The organism is Streptomyces odontomachi (assembly GCF_024435355.1).
Classification (GTDB): domain Bacteria; phylum Actinomycetota; class Actinomycetes; order Streptomycetales; family Streptomycetaceae; genus Streptomyces; species Streptomyces odontomachi.
Map to the genome: position 1 here is coordinate 219077 of NZ_JAMJWG010000011.1, position 22813 is coordinate 241889.

Annotated in this window: 17 protein-coding genes, 1 pseudogene and 1 riboswitch; of the genes and pseudogenes, 10 read left to right on the plus strand and 8 right to left on the minus strand. The window is 72.1% G+C overall.

What is annotated here, in order from left to right:
- The first annotated feature begins 88 nt into the window (after positions 1-88).
- Positions 89-1327, plus strand: a complete 1239-nt coding sequence (locus tag NQO67_RS23150) for an MFS transporter (RefSeq protein WP_255952081.1) — start codon at positions 89-91, stop codon at positions 1325-1327.
- A 60-nt stretch (positions 1328-1387) separates the two neighbouring features.
- On the opposite strand, the gene NQO67_RS23155 is transcribed toward NQO67_RS23150, so the two are convergent.
- Genes NQO67_RS23155 through NQO67_RS23165 form a run of 3 tightly spaced genes read right to left on the minus strand, consistent with a single transcriptional unit; the run spans position 1388 to position 4946 of the window.
- Complete coding sequence (locus NQO67_RS23155) at positions 1388-2158, minus strand: copper homeostasis protein CutC (protein WP_255952082.1); 771 nt, start codon at positions 2156-2158, stop codon at positions 1388-1390.
- Positions 2155-3687, minus strand: coding sequence for a M81 family metallopeptidase (locus NQO67_RS23160; protein WP_255952083.1), 1533 nt, complete (start codon positions 3685-3687; stop codon positions 2155-2157). Before NQO67_RS23160 ends, NQO67_RS23155 begins: the two co-directional genes overlap by 4 nt.
- Positions 3688-3710: 23 nt before the next feature.
- Complete coding sequence (locus NQO67_RS23165) at positions 3711-4946, minus strand: ROK family transcriptional regulator (protein WP_255952084.1); 1236 nt, start codon at positions 4944-4946, stop codon at positions 3711-3713.
- A gap of 323 nt (positions 4947-5269) precedes the next feature.
- On the opposite strand from NQO67_RS23165, the gene NQO67_RS23170 reads away from it, so the two are divergent.
- From NQO67_RS23170 to NQO67_RS23190, 5 genes are read left to right on the plus strand one after another with little or no spacing between them, the layout of a single operon-like run.
- Positions 5270-7087: a peptide ABC transporter substrate-binding protein gene (locus tag NQO67_RS23170; RefSeq protein ID WP_255952085.1), complete on the plus strand. Its 1818-nt coding sequence runs from the start codon at positions 5270-5272 to the stop codon at positions 7085-7087.
- Positions 7088-7146: 59 nt separating this feature from the next.
- Positions 7147-8106, plus strand: a complete 960-nt coding sequence (locus NQO67_RS23175; protein WP_255952180.1) for an ABC transporter permease — start codon at positions 7147-7149, stop codon at positions 8104-8106.
- Positions 8103-9002, plus strand: a complete 900-nt coding sequence (locus NQO67_RS23180) for an ABC transporter permease (protein WP_255952086.1) — start codon at positions 8103-8105, stop codon at positions 9000-9002. Before NQO67_RS23175 ends, NQO67_RS23180 begins: the two co-directional genes overlap by 4 nt.
- Entirely contained in the window at positions 8999-10711 is a 1713-nt protein-coding gene (locus NQO67_RS23185) for a dipeptide ABC transporter ATP-binding protein (RefSeq protein WP_255952087.1), read from the plus strand. The genes NQO67_RS23180 and NQO67_RS23185 overlap by 4 nt, the downstream gene beginning before the upstream one ends.
- Complete coding sequence (locus NQO67_RS23190) at positions 10708-11643, plus strand: ROK family protein (protein WP_255952088.1); 936 nt, start codon at positions 10708-10710, stop codon at positions 11641-11643. Before NQO67_RS23185 ends, NQO67_RS23190 begins: the two co-directional genes overlap by 4 nt.
- Before the next feature lie 47 nt (positions 11644-11690).
- Here NQO67_RS23190 and NQO67_RS23195 read toward each other — a convergent pair.
- The 5 genes and pseudogenes from NQO67_RS23195 to gcvT form a co-directional block, all read right to left on the minus strand.
- Positions 11691-11915: pseudogene (locus NQO67_RS23195) on the minus strand (cation:proton antiporter domain-containing protein); the annotation flags it as partial.
- Positions 11916-12135: 220 nt separating this feature from the next.
- Positions 12136-13503 (minus strand): L-serine ammonia-lyase, encoded by a 1368-nt coding sequence (locus NQO67_RS23200; RefSeq protein WP_255952092.1) that lies wholly within the window; start codon positions 13501-13503, stop codon positions 12136-12138.
- 290 nt (positions 13504-13793) lie between these two features.
- The gene (gene glyA / locus NQO67_RS23205) at positions 13794-15089 is read right to left on the minus strand and encodes a serine hydroxymethyltransferase (RefSeq protein ID WP_305126141.1); all 1296 of its coding nucleotides are present in this window, start codon (positions 15087-15089) and stop codon (positions 13794-13796) included.
- A gap of 213 nt (positions 15090-15302) precedes the next feature.
- The gene (gene gcvH / locus NQO67_RS23210) at positions 15303-15680 is read right to left on the minus strand and encodes a glycine cleavage system protein GcvH (RefSeq protein ID WP_255952094.1); all 378 of its coding nucleotides are present in this window, start codon (positions 15678-15680) and stop codon (positions 15303-15305) included.
- Positions 15681-15832: 152 nt separating this feature from the next.
- A complete protein-coding gene (gene gcvT, locus NQO67_RS23215) occupies positions 15833-17005 on the minus strand; it encodes a glycine cleavage system aminomethyltransferase GcvT (RefSeq protein ID WP_255952095.1) in 1173 nt (390 codons plus the stop codon).
- 330 nt (positions 17006-17335) lie between these two features.
- Positions 17336-17432: riboswitch (glycine riboswitch) on the minus strand.
- A 583-nt stretch (positions 17433-18015) separates the two neighbouring features.
- Between gcvT and NQO67_RS23220 the strand changes: the two genes are divergently transcribed.
- The 4 genes from NQO67_RS23220 (at position 18016) to NQO67_RS23235 (ending at position 22782) form a co-directional block, all read left to right on the plus strand.
- Positions 18016-18654: an AAA family ATPase gene (locus NQO67_RS23220; protein ID WP_255952182.1), complete on the plus strand. Its 639-nt coding sequence runs from the start codon at positions 18016-18018 to the stop codon at positions 18652-18654.
- A 292-nt stretch (positions 18655-18946) separates the two neighbouring features.
- Positions 18947-19771 carry an enhanced serine sensitivity protein SseB gene (locus NQO67_RS23225; RefSeq protein WP_255952096.1) on the plus strand — a complete coding sequence of 275 codons (825 nt, stop codon included), beginning with the start codon at positions 18947-18949 and terminating at the stop codon, positions 19769-19771.
- 421 nt (positions 19772-20192) lie between these two features.
- On the plus strand, positions 20193-20993 hold the full coding sequence (locus NQO67_RS23230) for an enhanced serine sensitivity protein SseB C-terminal domain-containing protein (protein ID WP_255952098.1): 801 nt from the start codon (positions 20193-20195) through the stop codon (positions 20991-20993).
- 781 nt (positions 20994-21774) lie between these two features.
- A complete protein-coding gene (locus tag NQO67_RS23235; protein WP_255952099.1) occupies positions 21775-22782 on the plus strand; it encodes an ABC transporter permease in 1008 nt (335 codons plus the stop codon).
- Positions 22783-22813: the final 31 nt, after the last annotated feature.

Sequence of the window (22813 nt, forward strand, 5' to 3'; positions counted from 1 at the left end):
GATTCTCGACGGCCGACTTTGCCCCGGTCGGTAATAGGTATAAGGCTTAGCGGGCCCTTACTTTCCTCCCGTGTCGTGGAGCCCTGTCATGTTGCGCCTGCTTCCTGAGACCGGACCGCAGCGCGTCCTCGCGGCCTCGAACCTCGTCTACACGGTGGGCAGCGGGCTCTATCTGACCGCCGGAGTCCTGTACTTCACGCAGGCCGTTCACCTCCCGGCCGACCAGGTGGGACTCGGACTCGGCATCGCCGGTCTGGTCGCGCTGGCCGTGGGGGTCGCCGTCGGCCATCTCGCGGACCGGTACGGGGCACGCGGCGTCTACCGAGGCACCCTCGTGGTCCAGGCGCTGGCCACGGCCAGCTTCGTACTGGTGGACAGCTTCTGGCCATTCGTGGCCGCGGTCTGCGTGGCCGCCGGTGCGAAGGCGGCCGGAACGGCCGCCCGTTCCCCGCTCATCAGGCACTACGGAGGGGACCGTCCGCAGGAGTTCCGGGCCCACCTGCGGGCGGTGACCAACATCGGCATCTCCCTCGGTGCCGTGCTGGCAGGGTGGGTCGTCCAGGTGGGCACGCTCACCGCCTACCAGATCATGGCGATCGGCAACGCGATCACCTTCCTGGCCTGCCCCGTGATCCTGGCGTTGCTGCCTCCGGTCGCGCCCCTGCCCGCCACCGGCGGCCCCCGCTGGATCGCCCTCCGAGACCGCCCCTACCTGCTGCTCACCGCCATCGACGGCATCATGGCCATCCAGTTCAAGGTCCTCACCGTGGCCATCCCGCTCTGGCTCGTCGGTACCACCACCGCCCCGCACTGGCTCATCTCCGGCACCATGCTCGCCGACACCGTCATGGTCGTCGCCCTCCAGGTCCGGGCCAGCCGCAACGTCAACTCGCCCACCGCCGGGGGCCACGCCTACCGCCGGGCGGGTGTCGCCTTCCTCGTCTCCTGCTCGATCATCTCGCTGTCCGCCGGCGTACCGGCGTGGGCGGCCGCGACCCTGCTCCTCACCGGCGTGTTGATCCACACGGTCGGCGAACTGTGGTGCTCCGCCGCGGGCTTCGAGGTGTCCTTCGCCCTCGCACCGCGGCACGCCACCGGCCAGTACCTCGGCGTGTTCGGCCTGGGTGTGGGGCTGGCCGAGGCCTTCGGACCAGGTCTGCTCATCGCCCTCTGCATCACCTGGGGCCGCCCCGGGTGGTATGTCGTCGGCGCCCTGTTCGCCCTGACCGGCCTCACGGCGCCGCTCGCCGTCCGCTGGGCGCAGGCCCACCGAGGCGAGCGGCGGACGCCCCCGCTCGAACCCGCGGAGAAGGCGCCGGCGGCCTGATCGCCCGGGGTCCCTGCACGGCGGAACCGGCCGGTGGCCGGGGCGCCGGCCGGGCGTTCGCTACGCGCTGCGCCGGCAGCTCGCCGCCGCTATCGCGCGCCGTGCCTCGGCCACCACATCGGCATCGGTGACGAAGTGGGTGTCCTGCTCGGCCGAGTCGCCCCGGGCGCCGAGTGGTACCCAGCCGCCGCCGCGCCGGGGCAGCGCCCTGGTCTTCGCGGAGAGGTGAACGGCTGCGGCGCCGGCGCGGACCAGGGCCGGGATGTCGGCGGGGCGCACCCCGCCGCCCGCCATCACCTGCACCCCGGACGCGGCGCCGGCCATGGCGGCGATCGTCTCCAGGCCCTCGGCGGCGGTGCGGGCGCCGCCCGAGGTGAGGACCCGGGTGAAGCCGAGCGAGGGCAGCAGCGCGGCGGTGGCCACCGGGTCGGCGGACTGGTCGACGGCGCGGTGCAGGGTGACGTCCACCGGGCGGTCCGCGGCACGGGCCGCCTCGGCGAGCCGGGCGAGCGCCCCGGTGTCCAGGGCACCCTCGGCGGTCAGCGCACCGATCACCACACCGCTGGCGCCGGAGGCGATGACGGAGCGCACTTCCGCGACCATCAACGCGATCTCCTCCGCGCCGTGGACGAAGTCGCCGGGCCGGCACCTGACCAGCACCTGCACCGGCAGCCCCGCCGCGGCGACCGCCTCCACCAGGGCCGCCGACGGGGTCAGGCCGCCCAGCTCTAGGGCGGTGCAGAGCTCGACCCGGTCGGCGCCGTGCTCCCGGGCGGTGCGGGCGCCGGCCGGTGAGGTGACGGCGATCTCCAGGGCGGGGCGTACGGTCACTCGTCGTCCCCGGTCAGCGGCGCGTCGGAGGCGGGGACGAGACGGGCCGACAGGTCCGGCTCCGCCATCTCCCGGTCGAAGGGGAACAGCGGGCGCCGGATCCGGCGGTGGCCCAGACGCACCAGGTCCTGGTCGACGCCGCCGGGGGTGAGCGCCATCTTCCAGCCGGCCGACATGGCGAAGAGCTCGGGCTCCAGGTAGCCGATCTTCACGATCACGATGTCGGCGCCGCGCGGGTCGAGGTCCAGGTCCGTGAAGTCGTGCTCGTGGTGGTAGGGCTTGCGCAGCCTGGTCAGGATCGCGTACACGCTGCCGACCCGGATGACGACCTCGGTCTCGGCGTCGCGGTCGCCGTGCCGGATGGCGTGCACCACACCGGTCAGGGTGAGCGGGCCCGCGTGCCGGTCGTCCACCTCGGCACCCGCGGTGACCGTGACGGTGGCGCCGACACCGGCGGAGACGGCGGTCTCGACGGAGGCCGGGCCCGGCACGGAGGCGTAGATGACGGTGGGGCCGTCGTCGTCCTGGAACTCCGCGCGTGCCAGCAGCCGGGTCAGGCCCCAGGTCACGTCGCCGGCGCCGCCGGCGGTCGGGTTGTCCCCGGTGTCGCTGATGAAGTACGGGCGCTCGGCGGAGGCCAGTGCCTCGTCGAGGATGCCGTCGAAGGTGCCGGTCGGGGCGACGAAGTCGAAGTCGTGGCGGGCCTTCCAGAAGCCCTGGGCCAGCCGCTCCGCACCGGCCGACACGGCGTCGCGGTCGGTGCCGGTGACCACCACGGCGGCCCGGTTGCGCGGCTCGTCGGCCCAGGCGTAGCCGACCCAGATCGCGGCGTCGATCACGCCGTCCGTGGCCTCGACCTCGTCCACGGCCGCGTACACGCTCCTGGCCGGCTCGATCCGGGTCGAGGTCTGCTCGCCGGCCAGCAGCACCGGCACCGGCACCCAGGCCTTGACCGGTCGGGGCGCTCCGCAGGCTCGCACGTTCAGCAGGTCCACCAGGTTGCGGACGGCCCGCTCCTTGGTCTCCATGTGGTCCTCGTGCGGGGCCATCCGGTAGCAGGTGATCAGGTCGCTGCGGTGCACGAGCGCGCGCGAGACGTTGCCGTGCAGGTCCATCGAGGTGGAGACGAGCACGTCAGGGCCGACGGTGGCGCGGATGCGCTCCAGCAGCACCGCTTCGGCGTCGTCGACGCCCTCCACGGTCATGGCGCCGTGGATGTCGTACCAGAGGCCGTCCAACGCGGGCAGTGCGGCGAGCCGTTCGATCAGCTCGTCGGTCAGCTCGGCCCAGGCGGCGGCGGTGACGATGCCGCCGGGCAGCGACTTGCCGACCAGGGCGCCATGCCAGTCGGCCGCCTCGCGCAGCTCCGCACCGGGGGCCAGGAAGGGGTAACGGTCCAGCACCTCGGCGCCGCGCGACGGGTGGAAGGCGGACGCCTGGGTGCGGGCGGGGGAGAAGGTGGACGACTCGATGCCGAGTCCGGCGATGGCGATGACCGGGCGGGCTGCGGCGGTGCGGGATTGCGGCATGGCTCCTCGTGAAGGGTGGGGCGTCAGGCGGGGTGGCGGGGCGCGGGGGGACCGATGGGGCCGGTGGCCAGGTCACCGCCGCCGACCTCGTGCAGGGCGCGGGCCAGGGCGCGCTGGAGGGCGAACTGTCCCGCGCCGACCAGGCCGGCGTCGGCGCCCAGGCTGGCCCGCTCGATGGTGAGGTGCTCGGTGACCAGCGGGTGGCAGCTCTCGTAGAGCTGGCTGCGCACGGCGGCGACGAACGGCTCCAGGGTGGAGAGGATGCCGCCGAGGTAGACGGCGTCCGGGTTGAAGAAGTTGACGTTGGCGGCGAGCACCTGGCCGAGGTAGTCGCCGGCCCTGCGGACCGCGCGGGTCGCCTCCGGGTCGGCGTCGCGGGCCAGCCGGGCCACGTCACCGACGCTGCTGACGTCGGCCCCGCGCTCGCGCAGGATGCGGACCAGGGCGGCGCCGGACGCCACGGTTTCCAGGCAGCCGGTGTTGCCGCAGGAGCAGGGGATGTCGGCGCCGCCGTCGATCCGTATGTGGGTGATGTCGCCGGCCGCGCCGGTGGCGCCCCGGTACAGGCGGCCGTCGGCGATGACGCCGGCCCCGATCGCGGAGCCGATCTTCACCATGATCGTCTGCCGGTGCTCGGCGGGCCGCACGGTGTGCTCGCCGATCGCCATGCAGTTGGCGTCGTTGTCCACGGCGGCCGGGACGCCGAAGTGCTCCTCCAGCCAGGCGGTGACCGGGAAACGGTTCCAGCCCGGCATCCGGGACGGCAGGACGACCGAGCCCGAAGCGACGTCCACCGGGCCCGGCAGGGAGAGCCCGACCCCGCGCAGCCGATCACGTCCGTGCTGCTCGGCCAGTGCCTGAAGGGTCTCGGCGAGCCGGGGCAGCGCCGCCTCGGGGCCGTCGGCGATCACGAAGGGCACGGTCGAGACATCGGTCAGACCGCCGCCGGGCAGCACCACACCGATCCGGGCGTGCCGGCCACCGAGGTCGGCGGCGACGGCGAACTCGTCGCTGCCGCCCAGCCGCAGCACCTTGCGGGGGCGCCCGCCGGTGGAGGAGTGGGTGCCCTCCTCGGCGATCAGCCCGCGCTCCACCAGCTGGGCCACGGTGAGGGAGATGGTGGAGGCGGCGGCGCCGAGCAGTTCGGCGAGTTCGGCGCGCGAGGACGCCTGGCCCGATGCGACGAGCTCCAGGACGCGCACGGCGAGGCCGGAGGCGCCCTTCGCGGGCCTGCGGTCCCCTGCACTTATTCCAGTCATGTACGAAGTAACTTCCGCAACGGTGTGTGTGGCGACGACAGTACGCCAGCACTTCGCGTAGGGGAACGGTTCGATGGGGTAAGTAGACCACTTCTGAATCAGGGCAAAACGCCCTAAATATCTTCGCAAATCCCCGGAGATGGCCGCGAGAAGACTTTTGCCAGATTTGCTGTAACTTACTTTTTACTGATTCGTGTTTGTTTCTTCAGCGTGTCCGGCGTTAGCTGTCGTGAACCGCCAGCTGTCGTGAACGCAGTGCCGGTCCTGCCGTGCCCGCCCCGGTTCCCGGGACATCTACGGGTCCTTTCACTCTGAGGAGAGTCATGTTCCTTGCTCACCGGGCGAACAGCCGCCGCTGGGCCCTCGTCGCGGGCGCCGCCGTCACCACGGGTGCACTGCTCACCGGCTGTTCCGGCGGCGGCACCGCGTCGTCGGGATCCGGCTCGTCGGACACCATCAACTACGCGCTGCCGGCCAACTTCACGCCGAACTGGATCCTCCCGGTCGGCACCGCCGCGCATCTGAACACCAACAACGCCTCCATATCCCAGTCCCTCTGGGAACCGCTGATCGCCTACGACGGCTCCGCCGGCAAGGTCGGCTGGAACAAGGACAACTCGCTGGCCACCGCCGCCGACTTCGCCAAGGACAGCAAGAGCGTCACGATCACGCTCGGGAAGCGGCACTGGAGCGACGGCAAGCAGATCACCTCCCGTGACGTGCAGTTCTGGTTCAACCTGATCAAGGCCAACAAGGCCGACTGGGCCAGCTACAGCCCGGGCAAGGCACCGGACAACTGGACCTCGCTGAAGATCGCCGACGACACGCACTTCACGATCACGTTCGACCGCTCCTACAACCAGGAGTGGATGCTCGCCAACGAGCTGAGCATGATCCGCGTGATGCCGCAGCACGCCTGGGACAAGACGTCCGACTCGGGCGCCGTGTCGGACCTCGACCGCTCCGCAGCGGGCGCCAAGAAGGTCTGGTCGTACCTGAACGACGCCGCGAAGAAGATCTCCGGCTACGCCACCGACCCGCTCTGGAAGACGGTCAGCGGCCCGTACACCCTCAAGTCCTTCGCCACCTCCGGCAAGGTCGAGCTGACCGCCAACGCCAAGTACGACGGTGGCGGCAAGGCGCACATCAAGAACGTGAACCTGCTGCCGTTCACCACCACGGACGCCGAGGAGAACGCGCTGCGGGCCGGCACGGTCGACTACGGCTACATCAACGCCACCGACCTCGGCCAGAAGTCGTCCTTCGCCGCCAAGGGCTACTCGGTCAAGCCGTGGTCCGGCTGGGCCGTCACCTACATGCCCTACAACTTCAACAACCCCTCCATGGGCGCCGTCTTCAAGCAGCTCTACGCCCGCCAGGCCATCCAGATGTCGGTGGACCAGGCCACCCTTGCCAAGGTCGTCTTCAACGGCACCGCCGTCCCCACCTACGGGCCGATCCCGCAGGGCCAGAGCTCGTCCTTCGTCTCGGCCGAGCAGAAGAAGAACCCGTACCCGTTCTCCACCGCCAAGGCGAAGAAGCTGCTGACCGACCACGGCTGGAGCGAGCAGGGCGGCACCATGGTGTGCACGAGCCCGGGCGGCGGCGCGGGCCACTGCGGTGCCGGCGTGGACAAGGGCACCAAGTTCAAGATGCAGGTGCTCTCGCAGTCCGGCTCCACCGTGACCGACAACATGATGAGCGCCCTCCAGTCGTCGTTCGCCAAGACGGGCATCGCCTTCGGCATCAAGACGGCCCCGGTCAACTCGGTCCTCTCGCAGGCCGGCCAGTGCAAGGCCGACCAGCCGAGCTGCAAGTGGCAGCTGTCGTTCTTCGGCACCGCCGGCAGCTGGTACTTCCCGGCCTACCCCAGCGGTGACGCCCTCTTCGCCACCGGTGGCGGCTCCAACTTCGGCAACTACTCCAACGCCGCCGTGGACGAGCTGGTCAACCAGACCACCACCTCCTCCTCCGACGAGGCGGTGCAGAAGTACAGCGCAGCCCTGGCCAAGGACCTCCCGGTCATCTGGCTGCCGGAGCCGGACTACCAGGTCTCCGTGGTCAAGAACGGCCTCGGCGGCTTCGCCCAGGACTCGCTGGCCAACTTCCACCCCGCCATGTGGGCGTGGACCGGCAAGTGAGGCCGGCCGGTGACCACCTGGACCACTGAGCCGAAGCGACCGGGAAACCCATGAAAACCCTGAGTACCTCTTCGTACCTGATCAGGCGGGTCCTCCAGGCCATCGCGGTGATCTTCATCGTGACGATCGTGGTCTTCGGTCTGCTGCACGCCCTGCCCGGGGGTCCCGCTCGCGGGATCCTCGGCCCGCAGGCCACGGCGCAGCAGATCGCGTCCTTCAACCACGAGCAGGGCCTCGACAAGCCCCTCCCCGTGCAGTACCTCTACTACCTGAACCAGCTGCTGCACGGTGACCTCGGATCCTCGTACACCCTCAACGAGCCGGTGTCCCAGCTCATCGGCGAGCGGCTGGCCAAGACCCTGGTCCTGACCGCGCTGTCGGCGCTCATCGGCCTGCTGCTGGCGATCCCGCTGGGCATGTGGCAGGCCGTCCGGCGCAACAAGCCGGTGGACTACCTCATCACCACGCTGAGCTTCATCGCCTACTCCACGCCCGTGTACTTCCTCGGTCTGATCCTGGTGCTGGTCTTCAGCCAGCTGCTGCCGTGGTTCCCGTCCCAGGCGCCGCAAGGGGAGACGCTCTCCCAGGTGTTCGCGCAGCCGCAGGCGCTGGTGCTGCCGGTCGTCGCCGGCGCCGCCTCCATGGTCGCGGTCTTCAGCCGCTACATGCGGGCGGCCACCCTGGAGAACCTCTCCGAGGACTACGTCAGGACGGCGCGGGCCGGCGGCTCCCGCTCGCGCGCCATCCTGTGGCGGCACGTGTTCCGCAACTCGCTGACGCCGGTGATCGCCATGCTCGGCTACTACGTGCCGGTGATGTTCGGCGGCGCCCTCGTGGTGGAGCAGCTGTTCAACTACCCCGGCATGGGGCTGCTCTTCTGGACCGCGGCACAGTCCTCCGACTACCCCGTGCTGCTGGGCTGTGTGCTGGTCATCGCGGTCGCCACGGTCGCGGGCACGCTGCTCGCCGACATCGTCCAGCGGATCGTCGACCCCCGAGTGAAGGCAGGTCGGGCATGAGCGCCGTCCTCCAGCCGGGCCAGACGCCCGGCACGGCCACCGCCACCGGCGCGGCGTCCGGCTCCCGGCTCGCCGTCCGGCGCTTCCTGCGCAACCGGCTCGCCGTGGTCGGGCTCGGCGTCGTGGTCTTCTTCGTGCTGTTCTGCTTCGTCGGCCCGCTGGTGCACCCGACCGACCAGACCCACACGATGCTCCACCAGGTCAACCTCGCCCCCAGCGGTGCGCACTGGCTCGGCACCGACGCGGTCGGCCACGACGAGCTGGGCCGGCTGATGTACGGCGGCAAGGTGTCGCTGGTCGTCGGCCTCGCCGCGGGCGTCCTGGCCACCGTGATCGGCACCCTGTGGGGGGCCGCAGCCGGCTATGCGGGCGGCTGGATCGACGCGGTCATGATGCGGGTCGTGGACGCGGGGATCGCCATCCCCGCACTCTTCATCCTGCTGGTGGTCTCCGCCATCACCACCCCGGACCTGTCCGGTCTGATCGTCATCCTGGGCTTCGTCTCCTGGCTGGTGCCGTCCCGGCTGATCAGGGCCGAGACGCTCAGCCTGAAGAACCGCGACTACGTGCTGACCCTGCGGGCCATCGGCGGGACCCACGCCCGGGCGATCATCCGGCACATCCTGCCGAACTCGGTCTCGACCATCATCGTCGCGGCGACCTTCCAGATCGCCGACGCCATCCTGCTCGTCGCCTACGTCTCCTACCTGGGCCTCGGCGTCCAGCCGCCGGCCACCGACTGGGGCGGCATGCTCTCCGCCGGTCTCACCGCCGCCTACTCCGGCTACTGGTGGCTCATCCTGCCGCCGGGCCTGGCCATCATCCTGGTGGTGTGGGCGTTCAACGCCATCGGGGACGGACTCCGTGACGCATTCGACGTGAGGGGACGCGGATGACCGCCACCCAAGGCCCCGCCACCACCCCGCCGGCCGGGCCGATCCTCGAACTCGACGACCTCGGCGTCGTCTTCACCACGCAGACCGGCGAGGTACCCGCCGTACGGGGCGTCCGGCTGCACGTCAGCCCCGGCGAGACGCTCGCCCTGGTCGGCGAGTCGGGGTCCGGCAAGTCCACCATCGCGCTGGCCGCGATGGGCCTGCTCGCGGGCAACGCCCGCGCCACCGGCAGCGCCGTCATCGCCGGCACCCAGGTGGTCGGCGCCTCCGAGGCCGACCTGGCCGGGCTGCGCGGCCGGACCGTCTCCATGGTGTTCCAGGAGCCGGCCACCGCACTCGACCCGCTGACCCGGGTCGGCAGGCAGATCGCCGAGGTGATCCGCAACCACCGCCGGGTCTCCGCCAAGGACGCCGCCGCCGAAGCCGTCGAACTGCTGCGCAAGGTCGGCATCCCCGAGCCGGAGCAGCGGGCCAGGGCCTACCCCTTCCAGCTCTCCGGCGGACAGCGCCAGCGCGTGGTCATCGCCATGGCCATCGCCAACGAGCCCGCCCTGCTGATCGCCGACGAACCCACCACAGCACTGGACGTCACCGTGCAGGCCGAGATCCTCGACCTGCTGCGCCGGCTCGCCGCCGAGACCGGCACCGGCGTCCTGCTGGTCACCCACAACATGGGCGTGGTGGCCGACTTCGCCGACCGGGTCGCCGTGCTGCACCACGGCGAGGTCGTGGAGAGCGGACCCGTCGAGGACGTGCTGCTCCGCCCCAGTCACGACTACACCAGGCGGCTGCTGGCCGCCGTGCCCCGGCTGACGGTCGCCGAGACGGGCCAGGCCGCGGCACCGGCCGCCACCCGCCGCCGGGAAAGCGAACCGGCGGTGGAACTGAAGGACGTCTCGGTCGTCTTCGGCCGGGGCAAGGGCGCCGTACGGGCCCTGGACGACGTCTCGCTCGTCGTGCACGCCGGGGAGACCCTGGGCCTGGTGGGCGAGTCGGGCTCCGGCAAGTCCACCGCGTCCCGGGTCGCGCTGGGCCTGATCCCGCCGACCTCCGGGACCGTCCGGCTGTTCGGCACCGACCTGGCCCGCACCCGGTCCCGGGCCCGCCGGGCGCTGCGGGCCGGCATCGGCGTGGTCCTCCAGGACCCGGTGGCCTCCCTGGACGCCCGGATGACGGTCGGCGAGTGCATCGCCGAACCGCTCAGGGTGCACGCGCGGGGGATGGGCGCCAAGGAGCGCCAGAGCAAGATCGACGCCGTCCTCGACCGGGTCCGGCTGCCGCGCGAGGTCGCCCGGCGCGCCCCTCGGGAGCTCTCCGGAGGCCAGCGCCAGCGGGTCAGCCTGGCCCGCGCCCTGGTCCTCGAGCCCCGGCTGCTGGTCGCCGACGAGCCCACCAGCGCGCTCGACGTCAGCGTGCAGGAGGCCGTGCTCGACGTGATCTCCGAACTCCAGGACGAGCTGGGCTTCGCCTGTCTCTTCGTCTCCCACGACCTGGCCGTCGTCCAGCACTTCGCCCAGCGCGTCGTGGTGATGCGGGCCGGGCGGATCGAGGAGCAGGGCGCCACCGGCACGACCCTGCTGCACCCGGAGACCGACTACACCCGCCGGCTGCTGGCCGCCGTGCCGGTGCCCGACCCGGTGGTCCAGCGCAGCCGCAGAGCCGAACGCCTGGCCACCCTCGCGGCCGGCCGGACGGAGGCCCAGGCGTGAGCTCCGGTGACCGTACGCTCTTCGCCGGCCTGGACATCGGCGGCACCACCACCCAGGTGGTGCTCTGCGCCGACGACCTGACCGTGCTGGACCGCGCCGAGGTGGCGACCCCGGCGGCCGACGGCGGCCGGGCCATGGTCGGCGCGGCCCTGGGTGCGCTGGCGCCACTGCTCAGGCGCACCCCCGGGCGCCTCGCGGGCGCCGGGGTCGGCGCGGCCGGCGTGGTGGACTCCGCCGCCGGCCGCATCCTGGTGGCCAGCGACTCCTTCACCGGCTGGGCGGGCTTCGCGGTGACGGACGCCGTCGAGGAGGCACTGGGCGTCCCGGCCTTCCTGGACAACGACGTCAACGCCTTCCTCTACGGGGAGGTGTTCGGCGGCGCCGTGCGCGGCGCGTCGGACGTCCTCGGGATGACCCTGGGCACCGGGGTCGGCGGTGCCCTGTGGACCGGCGGCGCGCTGTTCGCCGGGCCGCACGGCGCGGCCGGCGAGATCGGGCACATCCCCGGCTTCGGCGACCTGCCCTGCTCCTGCGGCGGCCGGGGCCACCTGGAGACCCTCGCCTCCGGCCGTTCCATCGGCGCCCGTTACGCGGAACGCACCGGCCGCCGGCTGACCGCACGCGAGGTCGCACACGCCGCGCGGCACGGCGACCAGGACGCCCTCGCGGTGTACCAGGCCGCCGGCGTGGGGATCGCGCGGGCGATCGTGATGACGGCGGGCGTCGTGGACATCACCACGGCGGTCGTCGGCGGCGGCGTCGCCCGCTCCTGGCCCCTGCTGGAACCCTTCATCCGTGCGGCACTGGCCGCCGAACCGCCGGTCAGCGGCCACCCGATCCGGCTGGTCAGGGCGGCCCTGGCCGGCGACGCGGTACCGGTCGGCGCCGTGGCCAGGGCCCGCCGGGAGCTGACGGCGGGGGTCGGGGTCTGAGGGAGGCCGGGCGGGGCAACGAGTCTCGCGGTGCGGGCACTTCACCGGGCCACCGCGGCCCCGATGACCGTGCCCCCGCCGGCCAGCAGCACGAACTCGCCGCTGGCCGCGCCCCAGTCGGCCGCCGCGGAGGCCACGGCGGCACCCGCCGCCACCCGGACCAGCACCAAGGAGGTCGCGTCGTTGACGAGGCTCTCCGCCTGGACGAGGACCTGGACCCCCGGCGGCAGCGCCGGCCGCCGGCCCAGCGCCGTGACGGCGACCGGGGCCGTGCGTCAGGGGTGCCCGGGAGCAACGCGACGCCGAGCCCGTCAAGACACAGTCAAGGTCCTTGTGATCAGCGGCAAGGGAGGGCTGGTGAGCGGGCGGGGCGGCCTGCGGGAGGCTTACGCGGGCGTACGCTCGGCCGCCCCGTCGATCGCGGCTGCCGCACCCGGGACCGTGGCTCCCTGCGCGGCGCGGGCGTCGGCCGCCGTGGTCAGGGCCCGTCCCTCAGCACTCGATGATGTTCACCGCCAGCCCGCCCCGAGCCGTCTCCTTGTACTTGACGCTCATGTCGGCGCCGGTGTCCCGCATGGTCTTGATCACCTTGTCCAGGGACACCTTGTGGCTGCCGTCGCCGCGCAGTGCCATCCGGGCGGCGGTGATCGCCTTGACCGCGGCCATGCCGTTCCGTTCGATGCACGGGATCTGCACGAGGCCGCCTACCGGGTCGCAGGTCAGGCCGAGGTTGTGCTCCATGCCGATCTCGGCGGCGTTCTCGACCTGGGCGGGGCTGCCGCCCAGCACCTCGGCGAGGGCGCCCGCCGCCATCGAGCAGGCCGAGCCGACCTCGCCCTGGCAGCCGACCTCGGCGCCCGAGATGGAGGCGTTCTCCTTGAAGAGCATGCCGATCGCGGCGGCCGCCAGCAGGAAGCGCACGGTGCCCTCGTCGTCGGCGTCCGGGACGAAGTCGTGGTAGTAGTGCAGCACCGCGGGGATGATGCCGGCCGCGCCGTTGGTGGGCGCGGTCACCACCCGGCCGCCCGCCGCGTTCTCCTCGTTGACGGCCATCGCGTAGAGCGTGACCCATTCCATGGCGCGCAGCGTGGGATCGCCCTCGGCGCGCAGCTGCCGGGCCACGGCCGCCGCCCGGCGCCGCACCTTCAGGCCGCCCGGCAGCACGCCCTCGCGTGTCATGCCGCGCGCCACGCAGTCCCGCATGGTCCGCCACAGCTCCAATAGGCCTGCGCGGATCTCCGCCTCGTCGCGCCAGGCCCGTTCGTTCTCGAGCATCAGCTCGGAGATCGTCAGGCCGGTCTCGTGGGTCAGCCGCAGGAGGTCCTCGGCGGTCCGGAACGGGTACTTCAGCGGGGTCTCGTCGGCGCGTACGCGGTCCGGGCCCGTCGCGTCCTCGTCCACCACGAAGCCGCCGCCGACCGAGTAGTACGTCTTCTCCAGCAGCGCCGCGCCGTCCGCGCCGTACGCCCGCAGGATCATGCCGTTGGCGTGCCGCGGGAGCGTGGTGCGGCGGTGCAGCACCAGGTCGCGGTCGGCGTCGAAGCCGATCTCGTGGCGGTCGAGCAGCCGGATGCGGCCGTCGGTCCTGATCCGGTCGACCCGGGTGTCCGCGTGGTCCACGTCGACGGTGCGCGGCGAGGCGCCCTCCAGGCCGAGCAGGACCGCCTTCGGGGTGCCGTGCCCGTGCCCGGTCGCGCCCAGCGAGCCGTACAGCTCCACGCGCAGGGAGACCGTCCGGGCGAGCAGGCCGGCGTCCGCCAGGCGTCGGGCGAACATCCCCGCCGCCCGCATCGGGCCGACCGTATGGGAACTGGAGGGTCCGATACCGATCGAGAACAGCTCGAAGACCGAGACGGCCACGGGGACTCCTTGTGGGGGACCGGCGCCGGTCGCACGGGACCGGCGGTGGGTGTCCGGAGCGCGGGTGCGCCGTGGTGGGGCGCGCCGCGTCGCTGCGGAGGGGCCCCTTGTACGTAAGGGGCCTGCGGGACGCCGCGGTGGTGGTGCGGCGTCCCGCTCAGCGTACGTTCCGGACGAACCGGTGACGAACTGGCGACGAACTGGTGCACGGGGTGTTTGTCAGGCGGAGCATCGGGAGGCTGCGCGGTGCGGCAGGGCGCTGCCGGCACCGGCCGCCCGGAAGGGTGTTCCTAGCGCTCGTCGAGCCCTGCGTACAGCGGGTGCTTGGCCGTGAGCGCCTCGACCCGCGCGGCCAGGGCGGCCCGGATCGCGTCGTCGAAGGCCGGCTTCAGGGTCTCGGCGATGATGTCGGCGACCTCGCGGAAGTCGTCGGCGGTGAAGCCGCGGGTGGCCAGCGCGGGGGTGCCGATGCGCAGGCCCGAGGTGACCATGGGGGGACGCGGGTCGTTCGGGACGGCGTTGCGGTTGACCGTGATGCCGACCTCGTGCAGCCGGTCCTCGGCCTGCTGCCCGTCGAGCTCGCTGTTGCGCAGGTCGACGAGGACCAGGTGGACGTCGGTCCCGCCGGACAGTACGGAGACGCCCGCCGCGGCCACGTCGTCGCGGCCGAGCCGCTCAGCGAGGAGCTTCGCGCCTTCGAGGGTGCGCTGCTGGCGCTCCTTGAACTCCTCGCTCGCCGCGACCTTGAAGGCCACCGCCTTGGCCGCGATCACATGCTCCAGCGGGCCACCCTGCTGACCGGGGAAGACCGCAGAGTTGATCTTCTTGGCGAGCTCGGCGGTGGACAGGATCACGCCACCGCGCGGGCCGCCGAGCGTCTTGTGGGTGGTGGTGGTCACCACGTGGGCGTGCGGCACCGGGCTCGGGTGCAGCCCGGCGGCGACCAGGCCGGCGAAGTGCGCCATGTCGACCATCAGGTACGCGCCGACCTCGTCGGCGATCCGGCGGAAGGCGGCGAAGTCCAGCTGCCGCGGGTACGCCGACCAGCCGGCCACGATCAGCTGCGGCCTGGCCTCCTTGGCCAGCCGCTCCACCTCCGCCATGTCGACCTGCCCGGTGGCGTCGTCCACGTGGTAGGCGACCACGTTGTAGAGCTTGCCGGAGAAGTTGATCTTCATGCCGTGGGTGAGGTGGCCACCGTGCGCCAGGTTCAGGCCCATGATGGTGTCGCCCGGCTTGAGCAGCGCGAACATCGCCGCGGCGTTGGCCTGCGCACCCGAGTGCGGCTGGACGTTGGCGTGCTCGGCGCCGAACAGCTCCTTGATGCGGTCGATCGCGATCTTCTCGACCACGTCCACGTGCTCGCAGCCGCCGTAGTAACGGCGTCCCGGATAGCCCTCGGCGTACTTGTTGGTGAGCACGGAGCCCTGCGCCTGCATGACGGCGGTCGGGGCGAAGTTCTCCGAGGCGATCATTTCGAGCGTGGACTGCTGGCGGTGCAGCTCGGCGTCGACCGCGGCGGCGACGTCCGGGTCGAGTTCATGGAGCGGCATGTCGAGGAGCGAGTGCTGCGAGTGAAGCGACATCAGGGTCCCTAGGGAAGACGATGGTTCCGGGGCGTGTCCGGTCGGACGGTGGGCCGGGCGCGACCCGATGCGGGCCGGCACGGCTCTGCGCGGCGGCGACCGAGGTCCCGGAGCGGTCCAGAAGTGGGCGGGCAGGGGTTGACCGGGCAGGGGTGCGCGGTGCGGCCGGGGAGCGGGAGTCGTCGGTGGCGACGGCGCACCCTGCCGCCCCGCTCAGCTGCCCGCGAAGTCGGCGTACTCGTCAGCGGAGAGCAGGTCGTCCGGCTCCTGCGCGACGCGCACCTTGAACAGCCAGCCGCCCTCGAAGGGAGCGGAGTTCACCAGCGACGGGTCCTCGACGACATCCTCGTTGATCTCGGTGACCTCGCCGGTGACCGGCGCATACAGGTCGCTGACCGACTTGGTGGACTCCAGCTCGCCACAGGTATCGCCCGCGGTCACCGTGGAACCGACCTCGGGGAGCTGGGCGAAGACGACATCACCGAGCGCGTTCGCCGCGAACTCGGTGATCCCGACCGTGGCGACACCGCCCTCGGCGGCCGACAGCCACTCGTGCTCCTTGCTGTAGCGCAGCTGCTGGGGGTTGTTCATGACTGAATTCTCCTGTACGCGGGGGAGTGCTGGGGGACGGGCGGTCTTGCGATACGAGACGGAGTGCGGGAACGCGGTGTGGGTCCCGTCACGTCCGGACGACGATGACTTCTCGCGGCGATGGTGCGGTCACACGGCGCGGCGGCGGACGCTCACTTCTCGCGGCGGTAGAACGGCAGCGCCACGACCTCGTACGCCTCACGGCTGCCCCGGATGTCCACGGCGACGCCTGCGGTACCGGGCGCCGCATGGGCCGCGTCCACGTACGCCATGGCGATCGGCCGGCCGAGGGTCGGCGACGGCGCGCCGGAGGTGACCTCGCCGAGCACGGTGCCGTCGGCGGCGGACACCACGGCGTATCCGGCGCGCGGCACCCGGCGGCCCTCGGCGACGAGTCCGACGAGCCGGCGTGGCGGGGTGCTCTCGGCCCGCCGGGCCGCCTTCTCCAGGGCGTCGCGCCCCACGAAGTCACCCTGCTTGTCGAACTTCACGATCCGGCCCAGGCCCGCGTCGAACGGGGTCAGCGCGGTGCTCAGCTCGTTCCCGTAGAGCGGCATGCCCGCTTCGAGGCGCAGCGTGTCCCGGCAGGACAGGCCGCACGGCGTGAGCCCGGCGGGCTCGCCCGCCTCGGCGAGCGCCCGCCACAGCCGCTCGGCGTGCTCCGGCGCGACGAACAGTTCGAAGCCGTCCTCGCCGGTGTAGCCGGTGCGGGCGATCAGCGCGGGCACCCCGGCGACCGTGCCCGGCAGGCCCGCGTAGTACTTCAGCCCGTCCAGGTCGGCGTCGGTGAGCGGGGCGAGGATGCCCGCGGCCGCCGGGCCCTGGAGGGCGAGCAGGGCGTACGCGTCGCGGTCGTCGCGCACCGTCGCGGTGAAGCCGGTGGCGCGTTCGGCGAGCGCGTCGAGGACGGTCTGCGCGTTGGCGGCGTTGGCCACCACCAGGTACTCGGACGCGTCCTGCGCGGCGTCCGCGGTGCCGTCCGCCTCGGGGCTCCGCTCGAGCCGGTAGACGATCAGGTCGTCCAGGATGCCGCCGTCCGCGCGGCAGATCATCGTGTACCGGGCGCGGCCCGGCCGCAGCCCGCCGATGTTGCCGACCAGGGCGTGGTCCAGCAGGGCGCCCGCCTGGGGTCCCGAGACGGTGATCTCGCCCATGTGGGACAGGTCGAAGAGGCCGGCCCTGGTGCGCACGGCCTCGTGCTCCGCACGCTCGCTGCCGTAGCGCAGCGGCATGTCCCAGCCGGCGAAGTCGGTCATGGTCGCGCCGAGCGACCGGTGTAGGGCGTCAAGGGCCGTACGGCGGGTGCGGGCGGTGTCGTGTGACATGAGCGGGGCTCCCGGGCGAGACAGGACCGGACCGGGACGGACCGGGCCGGTGTACAGGATCAACGAGGACGGGCGGGGGACGGGCGGCGACGCACGGCGACCTGCGTGATGTGCACGACCGGGCGTGCAGACGCCACGAGGACGCGTCCTCCCCCTCTGTCATCGGAACCTGAGAGGTTCGCCAGCAGCCCGTCCCGCAGTCCCGCACCGTCCCGAACGGACGGTTCATGGGGATCTCCCCTGCGGGACGTCCCGCAGGGATGTTTCGGACAGCCTGGCTTGCACCTTGGGTGGGACCACCGCACGCGACGGCCCGCTTTCCAGAATTGCCTCGCCCGCGCGGTATCGGGGCCTGAGAGATTCAAGGGAGGTACTTGCTCCTTCGGCGCCCCGGTCAGATGACCGGGAACTCTCCCGCGCGGATTCAAACGGCCGGTATGGAGTTGGCGCGCACATCATTGCATGGAGGGCGCGTGCGGCGGTGGGGGGCGCGTGAGGGTGTCGGGTTGATGGTGCATGCCCGCCGTGCGCCGTGCGCGATGTGCCGTGTGGGGTTCGGTGCGTGAGGTGAGGCGTGCGGGGCGCGGGGTGCGCGGTATGGCGGGTTCGGGACGGGCCAGGCCGGTAAGGTGCTTGCGTCGCATTACCTTTTCTTTACAGTTGGTGGGATGGGTGACACGGCGACGGGGCATCGCGGGCGGCAGCACGGGCCCCGCGGGAGCAGCACCCCCCACGCCGGAGCACCGGGCGGCGAAGCCGGGGAGCCGTGGAACCGCACGCCGCCCGGGACCGTGAAGACAGGCAGCATGATCGTGACCGCTTGGGGGAGGCAGATCACGGTGAACACTTCGATCACGGTGCACGGCACGGCACGGGCCGGCGGCACGGCGAGAACCACGGGCACGGCGCGCACCACGGGCACGTCGCGAAGCCAGGGCACGGCACGGACGAGGGGCGCGGCACGGACGAGGGGCGCGGCCCGGGACCGGGGCGCCGGTGGCCCGCCGGCGCTGCCGGCCCGCGCCGCAGCGCACCGGCGCAGCACCGGTGGGGCGGGCACCGTGACCGATCTGCGCCGCCGCGCCGGCCGCAGTCCACGCCAGCTCCGCTTCGCCACCGGCGACCTGGTGGTCGTCTCCGGCCTGCCCGGCAGCGGCAAGTCCACCCTGATGCGGCGCGCCGTCCCGGGTGCCCGCGTCGACTCGCAGGACATGCGCGACCAGTGGGCCGGGCGCATGCCGCGGTTGCTGCCCTACGGGATCTACCGCCCCCTGGTCCGCCTCGCGCACTACCTCCGGCTGCGCCGCCTGCTGCGCACCGGCACCGGTCTGGTGGTGCACGACTGCGGCACGCAGGCGTGGGTGCGCCGCTGGCTGGCCCGGGAGGCGGCACGCCGGCACGCCACCTTGCACCTGCTGCTGCTCGACGTGGCGCCGGAGACCGCCCTCGCCGGTCAGGGGGCACGCGGCCGGCGCGTCTCGCGGTACGCCTTCCTGCGGCACCGCAGGACCGTCGCGCAGCTGGTGCGCGGGCTGACGGCGGGCCGCCTGCCGGCCGGCTGCGCGTCCGCGGTGCTCCTGGACCGGCCCGCCGCCGACGCCCTGCGCAGCATCGGGTTCGGCACCGACGGGGCCGGCCGACCGCGCTGAACCGGTGGGGGCGCGCGGCCGGTGACCGGACCACGGGGGCGCACGGCGGATGACCGCACCCCGCCACGGGCTAGGGTGCGGCGTGCCGCGACGGCAGAATGGGGTCCGGCAGGCGACGGCGACCGCCCACGGACGGACGCGACCCGAACGGCCCGACCGGCCGGGCAGGTCGGCCGCAGCCGGTACGGCCGCAGGAGTCGGGAGCGTGCCGGCCGCGGGCGTCGCGCGCGTGCGGGCACAGGCCGTTGGTCAGAAGGGCGCGGAAGCGCGGGTGAAGCAAGGGTTGAGAAGTATGGACATACCGGCACAGGCCATGCCGCATCCCTACGTGGGATGGCCCGGCAACGAGCTGGAAGAGGTCCTGGCCGCCTCCCTGGGCAGCCCGGGGGCGTCCTCGGCGAGCGCCCGCATCCTGGAAGTCCTCTCCCGCAGCGCGCTCTGGGTGCCGTTGCCGAACGGCGGCGGCCCCGACCGCCCGGTGTTCGACCTGCCCACCATCGAACTCCAGGGCCAGGCCTACGTCCCCGTGTTCAGCTCCGAGCAGCAGTTCAGGCATGTCGTGGGCGACCACATGTCGTACACGGTCGCGCCCGCCGTCGAGTTCGCCCGTGGCCTGCCGCCGCAGCTCGGCATCGCCGTCAACCCGGACGGCACGGTCGGCATCCCCCTGCCGCCGCGCGCCGTGGCCGAGCTGTGCCGGGCCGGGCGCACCGCGCTGGACGGCCCGAGCGGTGGCCGCGTCCGCCTCTTCGAACCCGACTGGCAGGACGACCCGGTGGACTTCCTGGCGGCGGCGGCCGAGGAGTTCGCGGGCGCCGGGGCGGCGTCCCCGGCACCGGGGCCCGCGGCCGACCCGGCACAGGTCCCCAGCACGGTACGCACCGCACGCCGCTGCCTGGCCAGCATCGAGGGCGACGACCCCGTGCTGTTCATCGGGGTGGAGCTCACCCACTGGGAGGGTGACACCCGGGAGGCGCCGCTGGCCGCGCTGGGCCGTGCGCTGGGCCGCGTCCCGGTCCGCTGGCCCGTCAACCTGGTCCTGCTGGACGTCACCCAGGACCCGGTGGCCGAATGGATGCGGGAGAAGATCGTCCCCTTCTATGGACACGCGCCGTGACCTCGCGACGGTCACGGCCGGCGCTCCCGCGCCACCGGACCCGCACCCGGGAACCCTGTGACGCTCGCGGACGGCCACACCGACCGCCGGAATGGATCACGCCCGTCGGTCGGTGTCAAGAGAGTCACCGGCCAGCCGGGTCGCAGCGCCGCTGAACGATGCCTCACAGCGGTGTCAGGCGCTGCCGCTTAAGGTGGTTCCATGACCTGCTAGGGCCGCCGCACGGCGCGGTGGCGCGCTGTTCCGGCTGGAGGTCCGGGGGTCACCCCCCGGGAAAGTGCAGTACATACGGTCATATCCGGCCGGATCGGATGGACCGGCGGAGAGCAGGACTCGGCCCGGATCCGGCCGCACGGCCGGAACAAAGCCGGGTGCGTCACGAGTTGCGTCAGGCGAAGGCTTCACGAAGGGGCGGTCAAGGGTGAGTGCGTCGGGCACGGCAGCGGCCGGCCAGGTCGAGCAGATGCTGCGCCAGGTGACGCCCGGGCGCTATGACGCCTACGAGGCGCTGCTCCAGGCGCTCGCCGATCCGGCCGCGGGGCAGGTGTGGATGCTGCTCTGGCACGGCCAGGCCGGCTCCCCGGACGCCCAGTACGGCTACCTGGAGGTCGACGGCCTCGGCTACGCGCCCTGCGTCACCTCCGCCCAGGAGCTCACCGCCAGCGGATGGACCAGGGCCTACGAGGTGACCAGCGGCATCGAGGTGGCCCGCACCCTGTACCCCGACCACTACGGCCTCTGGCTCAACCCGCACCAGCCGGGCGGCGGCCTGGGCATCCCCTGGCTCGACCTGCGTCGTCTCGCGTCCGGGCTCGACCAGCAGCCCGCAGGACCGTTGCGGATCTCCGACCCGACGATCGAGATCCCGCAGTTCTACGCCCTGCTCAGCCAGCACGCGCACCGCACCCCGGCGGTGCGCTCGCTGCGCCGTGCCTGGGTGCAGCCGGCGCTCGGCTCGCCCTACCTGGCCATCGGGCTCGACGTGTACGACACGAGTCCGCCCGCGGTGGAGGCGGTGCGCATGATGATGCGCCAGTCCATCGGCGCGGTGCCGGACGGGTTGTCCGTGTCGACGGTCGCGCTCTTCGACGAGCACGATCCGGTGGCGATGTGGCTGCGGGCGCTCGGGCGGCCGTTCTACGACCGGGAGGGCGGAGCGGTGGCGGCCGCGCCGCCGCCGACCACGGGCTACGGGTACCCCCCGCCGCACGGCACGTACTGACCGCCCTCCGGGCGCGTTCCTGCGCTCTCCCCGGTTCGTACTCTCCCCGGTCCGCGCTCTCCCCGGGGACGGTCCCCGGGGACGGTCTCCCGGTTCCTCAGGCCCCGGGGGGCCTTACGCCCGGGCCGGGCTGGATCTTGTTGAATTGTTTCGCGAACCGGCCAGATCTTGCCGGTGTCGCTGCGACCGACAGTAACATTTGCGTGCTTCGTCCTGAGGTGGCGGCTATGCTCGCGGACCGCCGTCCGTACGCAAGTGGCTGGAATGGTGCGGGTTTCCTTCTTGCCTGTGCGGGGCAGGTCGGGTCTCCCTTGGCCGCCGTGTCGGACAGGACGGGTTTTTCCGTCTTCACGTTTCCAGGGGGGACGGGCGGTTTTTGCGACGACTTGGTTCCTCGGGGTCGTCACTGCGAGCAACATCGCCTACGGTCGGCGCGGCGGATCGGGGTGTCGGCTGGTGAACGTTACTGGCGAGAAAGTTGTCTACTCTGGTGAGATTTGCTCACACATTGTGAACACGAGAGTGCGTTTTCCCGCTGCCTGGGCGGAATGTCCTGAATCATTCGTGTCCGACCCTCGGCAGCCGCCGTCCGGATAACGGAACTCCCCAGACAGCATCACGGTTACGCATCCATTCCCTGCCAAGTCTGGCAACAGATCGCAACCGCCATGAAGACTCCCGGTCCAAGGGGCGCTCGCCCCTGCCTTACGACGGACGGATCACGCCGCCACAGCGGCATGTGCGGGCCGGCCACCGCCGGTTGAGAGGGGTCCCTGCCACAATGACGGCACCACTGCACGAGCCGACTGCGGACGCGGCCCCCAGCGCAACCGCAGAAGCTGCCGTTGCCACGGCTCCAGGAAAAGCGGTGACGGGCCGCTCGCTGGGCCGGATCGCCTGGGAGCGGCTGAAACGCGACCGGCTGGCACTGACCGGTGGCGCGGTGGTGCTGGTGCTGATCATCATCGCGGTGTTCGCGCCGGTGATCACGCATCTGGTGGGCCAGTCGACCACCGAACACCACGAGGACCTGATCGACCCGCTCTTCTCCACCCCCAAGGGCTCCTTGGGCGGCATCAGCGGTGAGCACCTCCTCGGCGTCGAACCTGTCAGCGGTCGCGACGTGTTCGCGCGGACCGTGTACGGTGCGCGGGTCTCGCTGCTGGTCGGGTTCCTCTCCGCGCTGGTGGCGATCGTGGTGGGCAGCGTGCTGGGGGTGCTCGCGGGCTACTTCGGCGGCTGGCTCGACTCGATCATCAGCCGAATCATGGACATGCTGCTGTCCTTCCCGCAGCTGCTTTTCATCATCGCGCTGGTCTCCGTGATGCCGAACTCCATGCTCGGCCTGACCGGCACCGGCGTGCGCATCTTCGTGATGATCCTGGTGATCGGCTTCTTCGGCTGGCCGTACGTGGGTCGGGTGGTGCGCGGGCAGACGCTGTCCCTGCGTGAACGGGAGTACGTGGATGCGGCGCGCAGCCTCGGAGCCGGGCGGATCTACATCCTCTTCAAGGAACTGCTGCCCAACCTCATCGCTCCGATCATCGTCTACGCCACGATGATGATCCCCACCAACATCCTCACCGAGGCGGCCCTGAGCTTCCTGGGCGTCGGCGTCAAGCCGCCCACCGCCTCCTGGGGCCAGATGCTCTCCGCGGCGTTGAGCTACTACGAGTCCGACCCGATGTACATGATCGTTCCGGGTCTGGCCATCTTCATCACCGTGCTCTCCTTCAACCTCTTCGGCGACGGCGTGCGTGACGCGCTCGACCCCAAGGGGACGCGCTAACTGCTGTATGGCCCGTGCCTGCACGGGCCGC